At 41.1% G+C, this 12,757-nt stretch carries 6 protein-coding genes, 1 pseudogene and 1 riboswitch; all 7 genes and pseudogenes read left to right on the top strand.

All coding sequences use genetic code 11. The features are described 5' to 3' along the window. The first annotated feature begins 7 nt into the window (after positions 1-7). Positions 8-742 carry a hypothetical protein gene (locus tag BUF11_RS21840; protein ID WP_073591011.1) on the top strand — a complete coding sequence of 245 codons (735 nt, stop codon included), beginning with the start codon at positions 8-10 and terminating at the stop codon, positions 740-742. A 48-nt stretch (positions 743-790) separates the two neighbouring features. Beyond that, positions 791-2,062, top strand: coding sequence for a type IV pilus modification PilV family protein (locus BUF11_RS21835; protein ID WP_073591010.1), 1,272 nt, complete (start codon positions 791-793; stop codon positions 2,060-2,062). A 48-nt stretch (positions 2,063-2,110) separates the two neighbouring features. Continuing rightward, the gene (locus BUF11_RS21830) at positions 2,111-4,474 is read left to right on the top strand and encodes a hypothetical protein (protein WP_073591009.1); all 2,364 of its coding nucleotides are present in this window, start codon (positions 2,111-2,113) and stop codon (positions 4,472-4,474) included. Between the two features lie 38 nt (positions 4,475-4,512). After that, positions 4,513-5,031 (top strand): prepilin-type N-terminal cleavage/methylation domain-containing protein, encoded by a 519-nt coding sequence (locus tag BUF11_RS21825; RefSeq protein WP_073591008.1) that lies wholly within the window; start codon positions 4,513-4,515, stop codon positions 5,029-5,031. A gap of 39 nt (positions 5,032-5,070) precedes the next feature. Then, positions 5,071-5,637: a prepilin-type N-terminal cleavage/methylation domain-containing protein gene (locus BUF11_RS21820; RefSeq protein WP_073591007.1), complete on the top strand. Its 567-nt coding sequence runs from the start codon at positions 5,071-5,073 to the stop codon at positions 5,635-5,637. Between the two features lie 51 nt (positions 5,638-5,688). After that, entirely contained in the window at positions 5,689-9,732 is a 4,044-nt protein-coding gene (locus BUF11_RS21815) for a DUF5057 domain-containing protein (protein WP_073591006.1), read from the top strand. A gap of 166 nt (positions 9,733-9,898) precedes the next feature. Further along, positions 9,899-10,006, top strand: a riboswitch (cyclic di-GMP riboswitch). 157 nt (positions 10,007-10,163) lie between these two features. Next, positions 10,164-12,757 (top strand): annotated as a pseudogene (locus BUF11_RS21810) (hypothetical protein); the annotation flags it as partial.

Genomic DNA, 12,757 nt, shown 5'->3' with positions numbered 1-12,757 from the left:
AGGTAACATGAAATTAGAGTTAAAGCTAACGCAAAGAGATAAAAAACTTCTTCTTATAGTGGTATCTCTGGTCCTATTTGCAGTTTCTTATTTTCTTATTTATCAAAGGAACGTAAGTGCGGCACAGGAAATCAGAACTTCCAATGAAGCGTTGAAATCAAAAGTACAGGAATTAACACAGATGCAGGCACAGGCAGAGGATAAAAAGGCAGAGACAGAAAAACTTCGTTCGGAAATGGAGGATATGAAAGCCAGGTTTCCGGTATATTTAAGCACCGCAGATATTATTTTACTGCTGGATGGGATGGAGTTTGAAGCAGGAATGGAGATATCTTCCTCTACTTTTACCGAACACCAGATATTTTACCCGAATACTGCTTCGGGTGAAGGGACAGCATCAGATTCACAAACTACAGATAATGCTGCTGACACCAGCGGAACGGATACCGGAAATGCCGTACAGGCCAATAAATTTACCGGTATGAAGTCGACGGTGTCCATCTCTTTTAAAACAACCTATGAAGGCTTAAAAAAAGCCATTGATTATATCAATAAGAATTCTGACAGAATGACCATTGGAGAATTAAGTACGACTTATGACACTGCCACGGGTAATCTGACGGGAAGCATGACAATTAATATGTATATGTTAGCCGGTTCCGGTGTTCAAAAAACCTATGAGCCCCCTAATATGGACGATATAAAGACGGGACGGGATAATATTTTTGGAACCTTGAAGTAGTACATTTACTATAAGGTGAACCAGCAAAGAGGGAAAGGAGGAGCTGTATTGAAACAACAGAGAAAGAAGGAAAATAATAATGGATTTTCTTTGGTTGAGCTTCTTGTCAGCATTGTAATACTTGCTATTATAACAGTTCCCCTTCTTAGTTACTTCGTATCCTCCTCTGCGTATAATACAAAAGCGAAGACATCCCAGGATGCGGTAGCCTTATCCCAGAGCATCATTGAAAATTGTAAAGATAAATCAATCGAGGATATTGCCAGAAGCTTTCACGCAGGGAATGCAGAATTTTTGGCAGAATTTGATTTGGTACCTGTTGATAAGATTGGAAGAGATCAAAGCCGCATTAAAGAAGTGGCTTCAAACGGTACTGCATTGACAGGCGGGAGCTACGATATTGCGAATGGTATTTTTAAGAATTCCGATAATGGTTTGCTGTACTATGCTATTGAGAATATCCAGGATGACGGCAGGGCTTATGATGCCCTTATAACCATTGATACGAACATCACTTCCGGGAAGACCTATTATGATACGAATGTAAATAAGCCCCTGTATCAGATAAAGGCAATACAGACCCCGCAGAATATTATAGGAGTGGAAACTGCCCAGGAACCCCGGGCTGTTATTTCTATGAGTGATTTAAACAGAAGCTATTGTGAGCAGGAAAATGCCGCCCATGCGGGGGTAAGCGGCTGGAGCCATAAGGTTCCCGTTGGTGAGACAGCAATTCAGGCTGCATTATGCAGGAATATCTTTATTGAGATAGAGCCTTACGAGGTCAGACCTTCTGTAATCAGCACCAGCCAGACAAGGGTGAAGATTTATTACAAATACTATTCTCCGGGAATAGAGGGATGTCCGCAGGATCAGAGCAGTGCTCTGGAAATGGATCCCCCTTTATATCAGGAGACGGTTTCACTGGAGGATATGAAAAATATCTATGTATTCTTTCAAAGAAATAAAGGAATAGAGCAGATCTCACTGGATATTGACCCGGCAGTTGCGGCATCCTTTAGAAGAAATATCAATCTTTACCTGCTGTGCCAGGCTGCGGATGAGGCGAGTGATCTTGCACCGGCTTTTGATGCCAGCATCAACCCTGTCGGTACGTCCTATTTGAAAGTGGATAAGGTATATTCCAATGCCGGTAAAGTTTCCAAAAGTAATGACGGCAGCGATGTAAAAGAGGGAAGCTATATTTCAAATAAGGCCGTCCTTCGGATGATGGACATAAAGGTTGACGTTTACAAGGCGGGAAAACTTTTGAACCCTGATTTTTTATATGCATCCATGAATTCTACCAAGGGAGAATAAATGGTGTTATGAAACGATAAGCAGCCGGAGGGCAGAGAGGAGCAGATTATGAGAACAATAAGGAAAAATAACAGAGGTTCTGCGTTATTACTTGTTATTATTGCAATCTGCTTTATTGCAATACTGGGTTCACTGGTTCTGTCTCTTACTATGACCAATATTCAGATGAAGCATATCGATTATCAGGCGAAAGAAAATTTCTATGAAACGGAAGCGGTAATGGATGAACTGCGTGCCGGACTGGAAGAGCTTTCATCCAACAGCATGTATCAGGCTTATGATTATGTTCTGCTTCATTATTCGGACATTACACAGGATACGGATAGTTCCGTCAAGAATGAATTTGACAGCCATTATATCGGTAAGCTGGTAGCGGCACTTTGCGGGCAGACCTATGATCCGGCGGCAGGGACAACTTATTACTATAAGCCGGAGGTGCTAAAGAGCTTTCTTAATTCCTCCAGAAACCCGGATGACAATATCCTCTATGGGAATACGGAGACTTCCACGAATATATTGAAGATTAATCTGGATACTGTTAATCCGGATCAGATAAATTCTGTCGTATTGCAGGCGGTTAAAGTAAAGTTTGAAAACAGTCAGGGCTATGAAACCCAAATTACAACTGACATCTGTCTGACAGCCCCTAATCTGAATTTTAGTTCAGCCAATATCTATCCGGAATTTACAAAATATGCCCTGATAGCAGACCGGCAATTACTGGTGGACGGCGGAATGGGAATAAGCATAGAAGGCAATTTGTATGCAGGTGAGGAAGGATTGAAGGTAAGTGCCACGAATGTTACAGTTCCAAACCAGAATGCTTCTAATGGATATAATCTGAAAATCAACGGAGATACCCTGATTACCAGAGGGGATATCGTAGTCGATAATTTTGCAAAGCTATTTATCGGAGATAAGGCTGCCGGCAGGAAAATGAATGTGTGGGCAGAGAATATTGCTACCACCGGTAATGAGGGCAGTAGTGAAGCTTCCTACCTCAATATTTACGGTAATTGTAAGGTGGCAGACGATCTTATGCTTGGTGCACAAAAAAGTGATGTGACCATAGGCGGCAGTTACTATGGCTACAATTATAATAAGACCAATCAGAGAGTGGAAGACAGTGAAATACATAGCATTGTAAACTCTAATTACAGCAGTGCGGTTTTAATTAACGGAACGCATTCTTCGCTGGATATGTCCGGGCTGACAAGCCTTACGGTTGCCGGAAGAGCATTTGTGTCCAGAAAGAATCAGGCAGGGACTACCGTGGCAGATGATATTATGACCGGGGAGTCCATTTCCGTAAAGAGTAACCAGCTGGCGTATCTGGTTCCGGATGAATATATCTGGTGGGGACATAATCCGGTGATGGGATCAGAGCTTAGTAAATTGCCGGAAGGGCAAAAGAAAGTATTCGTTCCTGCCGGAGCATTAGCGGATTTGCTGACAAGCAGGCAGTACGTGGAGTACCATTATCTCATGGGAGGGACTGTCCCTATGGTTTATTACTACCTGGAATTTAAAGACCAGGCCGCTGCTAACCGGTATTTCAAGGAATATTATAATAATTCAGATAATAAAGCAAAACTGGATATTAACTCAAAGACTTTTCTCTATGGAAATGGTATCAAATTAAGCGGAGCACTTCTTCTGGCGGCCAATGGCCTTATGACAGCCGGCGACGGAAATCTGGCATTAACCGGAGGAGTCCTTTCCAATCCCGATTCTCCGGATGCTTCTCTATTAAGTGATGCAGTCCGGACAGCCAGGGAGTATAAATCCAGACAGCTATGTCTGGTAGCTGCTTCTTCCGGAGGAAATACCGGAGATTTCAGGCTGGATAAAACTACCAGTCCTTTATTTAAAACCATTATCAGCCAGGATGGCAGCCAGTCTGTTATTGAGAAGGAGACTTCGGATGATATTACAGCCTTATCCAATGGATTTGTAAAGGACAATGGTAATTATTATAAGAAGATATCCATTGATATAGGGGGAGAGGGCTTTGCGGAGTATTCAGTTTACATTATCCGTAATGACAGCGATATTACCACTGACGATATCAGGAGAGCCACCGGCGGTGAGATTGGCAATGGAATTATTATTACCACCGGCAATTTAACGGTAAGAACAAATTATGAAGGAATGATAATATCCGGCGGAAAGATTCTTTTGCAAAACAGCGGGATTCAAATCACGTCCGGGCCGGATATGGTCCAGAATATCCTTTCCTTTGCTCTTGAAAAGGAAAAGGAGGAAGCTCCCGGAGGGTGGCTTAATAATGCATCCATGCAATTTACCCATTACTTTACCGATTATGCTGGTAACAGCTATGACAATGGGAGAAGTATCGACCAGATAAAGATATCAGAATATATTACCTATGAAAATTGGAAGAAGAATTAAATAGGAGTACGGCACTTAGTTCGGGAAGGAGTACGGAAATGAAGCGCAACCGGGGCATCACATTAATCGAAATCATTATTGTAATAGCAATCCTCTCCGTCCTTACTGTGATGACTTTTGGCGGTTTAAACTATATCAAATATGGAAATGCAAAAAGATGTGCCTATGAGTTAAATGCTGCCCTGGACAAAATCCGGATAGAGGATATGAGTAAGGCAGAAAAGTCTTATTTGTATATTTACCTCCATGGGGATTCCTATTACATGAAAGAAAGTACTTCCGGTCCATCGGCCGGCCTCCTTGATAATTCCGGTGTTTTGATTGGAAACAGGCAGCTTGGCATTTTCTATCAGACCAGTGCAGATCCAGCGGCAGAGCAGGAAGTAGGCGATTTTACTTCCGGAAATTATATGAAAGTCAGCTTTGAAAAAAGCACAGGAGAATTAAGCAGCAACGGAACGGATTATTATAAAAATATACTTATAAAGGACCAGGACGGAACTATCCGGTATACCATCCGGTTAATCCAGGCATCCGGGAAACATTTTGTGAAATAGGGATGCGCTTTTACATGAAAACAGGCAGGTGATGGACATATGAAAAAGTCAAACAACCGGGGAATCTCTCTTATTGAGCTAATTATAGGCATGGCAATCTCTTCGATTATAATTGCCGCAATTATTTTATTTATGTCAGCCGGAAGCCGCGGATATCAGGCAGCCCAAAGTGAAATATCCCTGCAGACGGAAGCACAGACGATAATGAACCAGATACGGGAATATGTTCTGGAGGGAAATAACATAGAATATGACAGTGGAAACGCTGCACTTACCATTTACCATAGTGACGGGAATGCAGCAACTACAACGGATGCAATGGAAATCATATGGTTTAACGGCAGTGACCATAACATGTATCTCTACCACACTACAGCCGGAGGGAAGACTTCTGTGATGGCGGCTGTACAAAGCGGGACAGTGACTGAGGATAACCTGATGGGAGAATATGTGGAGGGGTTTGAGGTATCGGGGAAGCTTATTGATGACAGAACCGGTGCATCCGGTACGACCCTTACGGTCAGTCTTAGGATGAAATATAACGGCAGAGAATATAAGCTGGCGGAAGATATGAAGTTAAGAAACAGAATCGTTAATATTCCCTGAACCGGTCCGATATCCTGCACATAGGCAGGAAAGTGCAATGGAGGAGAAGCTGTGAAAAGAAAATCATTTTTAAAAGGTAACCCAATATTCATTGCTGCATTAGTATTTCTGGTAATCGGCTGTGTTCTCGCCGGAGTTTATGGGCTGGTATCAGCGGAAACTGCAAATGCCGGAGAAACTATCCCACCCCCTGCCAAGGATGGAGTAAGTGAGCTTGGGACCGAAAATAATCCTTTATTTATTTTAGAGATAGTTCCCAATAAAAGCTTTTCAGAAATCGGATATTGGATTCCCGGGTGTGAGCCGGTGGATATGGATAAGCTTTCAATCGACAGCCTGGCATATACTTATAAATCCAGACAGTTTGCTGATTGTACCGCTGCCACTGAGTATAAATATGAGTTTGAGATTGATGCAGAGGAACTGGCTTCCGGTGCGGGGAACTGGGACAGTCCGGATGATATAAGAGGCTATTTCCAGAAGGTATCAGACGGAACCGGAACGATTAAGCAGGAAAAGAATGGTTCCAATTATACCTATACTTATGTGGGCGAGGGACAGGGACAGTATGTTTGGGTAGCGGATAATAATTATAGTGCTCCAACGGATCATACGGCCGATAAAGTCTGGCTAAGTGTCAAGCGTTATTCCAGAACTAAAATGCTGTTTGTACATAAAAATACATTTTTAAAAGAAGCTATCAGGGTTCCGGCAGATAAACTTGGCAATTATAAAACGGTAGTAATAACCGTTGACCCGACGGATTTGGCTAATTCGGCAAACCTTGAATTAATCAATAAGGCGGACATCATATATATTAACGGTAAAAACCATGATATTAATGATGGAATGGTCAGTATATGGAATAAGTTTAACAAAGAAGGAATAACTCTTAACAATCCTCCGGCTGATTTTAAGGGAGATAATGATTTGACCTGGGATGCTGTGATGGCTATTTTTAACCGGATGGTATCCAAAAACAGAGCATCGGTCGTGTTGGACCTGACCACGGTTTATCTTTCGGGGGAATCTGATAATAATGCCCATAAGCTCTGTATTATGCTGCTCCAGATGGGACCGGCTAATTTTGACCGTCTCCTGGTGACTACGGGTAAAATAAAAACTACGACGGTAAGTGGAAAAGTTACAGGTTATTACGTTGGAAAGAACGGGAATGAGATAATTACCAAGTGGGATCAAAATACCTTCCCGGATAATGGGGCAAAGACAAAGTACGGCGATCTGGTATTAAAGAATCCCTATATGACAGCAAGTAATACCACTGTCGGCGAGGGTGTTTATACTTATAATGGAGATATGAGCTTACTGGAAAATCTCAATTCAAAGAACATCAATGAGATAACGGTAACGAAAGATGCTTTTGACTTTTATGAATACTGGGATAAATATGAGAAAGAAAATGCTGATCCGAACAGTGCAAGAAGGGCGTCTCTTACACCGGCAGAAGCAATCTTTTTCCTGCTGCATCAGAAATTTGACTGGGCGGACAAGAAAGAATTAAATATATTAGAGATAGAGCCTTATGATAGCTTTGTCTATGGCTCTGCCGGATGGGAAGCCAGATACCGTAAATTCTTCCCGTATTTTATGGGCGGGACAGAGGACATTCATGTTACTACGATGACAACCTATGATTATATCGGTAAGATTGAAGACATCAATTCAAAATATGATATGATTATCCTTGGCTTGAATACTGGATATAAGGATATTACAAAATACAATGACCAAAATCTAAAAGGCAAGATTTATTTATCGATAGGAGACATGGTAAATGCGGACAGCAGTATCCGTTATTCCGGCAATGACCTGACGAAGAGGAAATTAGACCAGTTAAAAAGTTTTATGCAATCCGGTAAACCGGTTATGCTTACCAGTGGTTTTTATACGGACACTACGAGAAGCAAAGTATCGGCATATGTGGACAAAGCTTCTTATGTATATAATCTCGCCGATGTCATTGAACAGCCGGGACTAAGAGTATATACGGACCAGAACAAGATCCAGGCCCAGAGAGATTACAGGGCCCAGTATAAAGACAGAATATTTTATGAAGATAACTTCAACAGTTACATTCTGGAAAGAAAATTAACGGATTGTTCCTGCAGCCTGGAGTTTGCCGATAAAAGTGATTCTTCCATGTATCCGGTAGCCTATAATTATACAACCAAGGCAGACGGAAGTATATCTACAGTGCAGTATAACAGCAGCAATACATTAAAATATAAGTTTAAAATAAAGGGCTCGGCGGATAAATATGCAGTAAAGCTGTATATCGATAATAACGGTGACGGAAAATACAACGGTTCCCTTGACACACCTACCGATGCCAAACAGGAGGTAATCAGCAGCCTGACAGTCAAGGATGAAGGGAACAGGAATGTTAATGTCAATTCCTTAAAGCCGGATACCTGGTATACGGTAATCAGGCATTTGGATGCTTCCTATCAGGGGATTATTCCCTGGAAGCTGGAAGTAAATGCGGTTGGTAATAATTCCATACGGGCCAGCGAGATTAATTATACAGTAATCAAGCAAACCAGTGAAGCAAACAAAGTAAAGCTGAAGGTATTGCAAGTGGTTATTGACGCCGGAACCGGAGACCAGTCGACCAACCTTAATATGCAGACTGATACGAGATTTCAAAAATATTTGAATTCTGTTGCGGAATACAAAGTGGATATAACATTTATGAGTAACTCGACATTTTTGAGATTGTATAGGAATTGCACCGGAGATGCGGTGTCAGGAAAGTATGATTTCCTGACAGATTATGACATGCTGATTCTGGGCTTTAGGGACTGCTGCAGCTATACCCACAATAAATATGCGAACCAGAATATACAGGATTTCATTAAACAGGGAAAGAGTGTAATTTTCAGCCACGATGTCATCTGGGATAAAGATGCAGGACAAGAGCGCCTATATAATGATATGCTAAGAAAGATTATGTCCCAGGACCGCTTTCACTTTACAACGGGAATCAGTGGGAACAGCCAGCCGATTTATTACAATGATACAACCAATAATCTCATATCAAATCCAATTAGAATATACGACAGCGGAGCAAATTTAGCAAGCGGAACAGATAAATACTGGAAATTCTATACGGATAACAGTAATAAGCTGTATTGGAGGAGCGGTAACGGTTATAATTATGACCGGAACGATACTACAAGCAGTAAAAGCTGGGGAAATCTTTCCTTCATGGAAACTACCAGGATATCCATTGCCAATAGAGGGCAGATTACTCAATATCCCTTTAAGATCAATGATACCATATCAATTTCTACTACTCACACCCAATATTATCAGTTGGACTTAGAAGAGGATGACATGGTAGTATGGTACAATCTCTCAGACAGCAAAAGCAAATTGAACGGGGGAAACAATAACGGCTTTTACTCCTCCAGAGAAAATGATTCACGAAATAACTATTACATCTATAATAAAGGAAATATAACCTATACCGGCTTGGGACATACGGTTAATCTGACCGATGATGAAATTAAATTATTCATCAACACCATGATCAGTTCTTATCGTGCGGGAACGGCAAAACCTAAGCTTGTAGTTACCAATGATGATGTCTATACGGTAGATTCCGATGAACAGTACCTGTTTATTAATTCGGATACGGATACCATTACAACAACGGACACCAGCCAGGTGAAGACAGTTAAGTTCCGGGTGGAAGAAGAGAGTGTGGTCAATACCAGTGACAGGGATTACTATGTTTCCTATTATGCCGTTTTACCAGATCCGGCTGACAGCACGAGAACAATTCGTGTACAGTTGAATCCCCAGGCAAACAGCAGCTCCACAAGCGTCCTTCCTACAAAGAACGTTGATACCGATGGAATTTGTATGGTAGTACCCGGAAAAGGTACGAAATTAAATTCAGACAATGAATTTGCCATTGATGTTCCCTTAAAGTATTTTAATGGGGAAGGAAAGCTGCTGATTGAAATGGATTTGACTTCCATCGGAAAGGATGAAGACAATAATGTAATCGAGCAAAACAGTGTCACGAAATTGACTCTGATTACGAAACCATATTTTGATTTGGATTAGAAGATTCTGAACAAGCCTGTTGTTTTTTAACAGGCTTGTATTTTTATGTAATCAAAATTTATCCGGGTAATGTTGGATTATATCGATTAGTGTAAAAATTGGGAAAATAATATTGACAGATAAAACCAAAAAATGTAGTATATAGAAAGCGGTATGAAAAAAAAGGAAAATACAGAGGTAAACTCATTGAAAAATGAGGGCACAAAGCTACAAGTCTAAGGGCAGGAAAAAGGTAAAATACGAATCTCTTGCTTAGGATGGTTGAGTTGCATTTTTGAAAAGAGCGAAAGCTGTTTTTGGAATGCAATTTTTTTTGGCCGCATTTATAAGAAATATAACCATTGGTGCCTGATTCTTAATTTTGAAAGGGATAGTACAGCATTATTATTTTTATGTTTTCTAAATTAGTATAATAGAGGAGAGAAGATTGAATGGAAAATGAAAATGTAAACAACAGCACTAACCCGGAGCAAATTGTCTTTGATGACTATATGAAGTTCCTGGATGATCTGATACAGGGAGAGCTCTCGGGGATGGTACCGGATCCAAAAAAATATCTTATTGCGAGTGTATTCTCAGAACAGGCAGAGCAGGCGGGCAGCGGCCAATTTGCCGCTTTTGCAAAGAATTGCAAGGATTTGGAGAGCCTGCCTCCGGACATATTGATAAGCAAGTATGAGTATGAATTAAAAAATAATCCATATGCCAAAAGCCTGCAGCTATACGATAAAGTAAGCAGTGTCACCGGTCTGATGAAAAGCTTATTTTCCGATGTGGCTGATATAAAGGAAATCATGGATTCGGCAAAGGGATTGAATAGAGACAGTTATGAATACCGGCAAAAAATAGCTCAGATAGCACCTGAAATTTTTAATATAGCATCTACGATTATTGGTACAGGTTCAGGCTCTATTTGCGGCATTGTGTCTATGGAGTTAAACATTGGGAGCCAGTTACTTACAACAGGATTAAAAATTGTGGACCAATATGTTGCACAGTTAAAAGTATATGATGATATTTTAGATTCTGTATTATCAGGAGAAGAAATCAATTATAGTAAGGCAGAAGTTGATGCTCTGGCAAGCAGTACGGTAAGAAGCGGACAATTGGAATACCAAAAAGCATTAGATGCCTATAACCAGTTTGCATCTGACTACGCATGGCTTTTTAATATGGAGGTTGGGAACACGGAGCTGGCAGGTGAAAAGGCAGAATACCAAGGCCTGTTAAGCCAGTATAATTCCTCCATATCAGAGGTACAAAGCTTATACCACAGTATAAACGATACCGGTATTAAGCTTGGTATGGATGGGGAATTGGGAAGCAATATAGCCGGAGGAATTCTAAACAGTGGCAGTGAGAAAGCCTTTAATGAGCTCTTGACTGAAATAAGAGCTATATTCTACACAGCTGAAGTCACAAAATCTCCAATTGTCTTGGATCTTGATGGTGACGGTGTTGAAACGACATTACTCAAAGATGGTATTCATTTTGATCAGAATGATAACGGCTTTTCTGAAAAGACATCATGGGTAGGTAAAGATGATGGTCTGCTGGTACGTGATATTAACGGAGACAGTGTTATTGACGGTGGGAAAGAACTTTTTGGCGACAGTACCTTACTGACAAATGGTACAAAGGCGGCTAACGGGTTTGATGCCCTTGCAGAGCTGGATAGCAATAAGGATGGAGTGATTGACATAAAGGATGCTGCTTTTGGTGAATTGCGTATTTGGAAGGATAGCAACGGAAACGGTGTGACAGATAAGGGAGAGCTTATGACGCTTTCGGATGCTCAGATCTCTTCCATTTCAACAAAATACGCTACATCTACGATGGTGGATGCCCAAGGAAATGAACACAGGCAGATTAGTACTTATACAAAGTCAGATGGGACAACTGCTGCAATTGAGGATGTGTGGTTTAAAGTGGATGCTATGTTCACAGCCGCAAGAGATAAGTTGGAGGAGACTACGGAAATCGCCAAGTTACCTGATCTAATGGGTTTTGGTAATGCATACAGTCTTCATCAGGCAATGCTGCATGACAGCAGCAAGCATTTACAGGCTCTTGTAGAGCAGTTTATAGGGGAAACAGATCCAGGTAAGAAGAAGCAATTGATAACTAATATAATCTATGCATGGACGGGTGTGGAAAATATTGATCCAAACAGCCGTGCGACAAGTCAAATATATGGAAATGCAATTGGGGATGCCAGAAAGTTAGAAGCGCTTGAAGTGCTCTTTGGAGAAAAATATTTAGGTGTTTGGTGTTGGAATGAGAAAGATCCTAATCCACATGGACAAGCAGCGCCTCTATTATTGGAAGCGTTTGACAAGCTTTCAAACTTCATATACTCTCAGTTGTTGGCACAAACTGAAATGAAAGAGTTGTTTAGTAAGATGACGTTGGTCTGGGATGAAAAATCCAATGCTGTAAAGTTAGATCTTTCCAATATAGCATCTGAGATTCTTGTACAGATTTCTTATGACGAGGAATCTGGTAAGAAAAAATTAAGAGAAGTTGTTAATAGCTTAAATCAATTGAAGCTTATTGATATAGCTGATTATAGTACATTTTATAAAACATTTGAAACGAAAGGGGAGGATTACCTACGTATCCTGGAATGTGCTGGTAAGGTTGAGATACTTGGAACAGGCGGAAATGATACCCTTATAGGAACAAATCAAAGTGAAGCAATTTGGGGATATGAAGGAAATGATAGTATCTCCTCTGGTGGAGGAGACAACCGGCTGTATGGAGGAGATGGAACGGATACCTTAGCAGGAGGAGAGGGAGATGACTATCTGGAAGGTGGGACCGGAGATGATATCCTTTATGGAGAAAATGGATATGGAAAGGGAAATGATGTTCTGGACGGAGGAACCGGGAATGATAAGCTTTATGGAGGGAGCGGAAATGATACTTACCGGTTTGGAAGAGGTTATGGGATTGATACCATCTATGATTCGGACATAACCAACGGAAATGTGGATACGCTTGCATTCCTGGATGGGGTGTCCCC

Source organism: Anaerocolumna xylanovorans DSM 12503 (assembly GCF_900143645.1).
GTDB classification, from domain to species: Bacteria; Bacillota; Clostridia; order Lachnospirales; family Lachnospiraceae; genus Anaerocolumna; species Anaerocolumna xylanovorans.
Note: the sequence above shows the minus strand (reverse complement) of the source record. Positions and strands in the feature narration are given on the sequence as shown.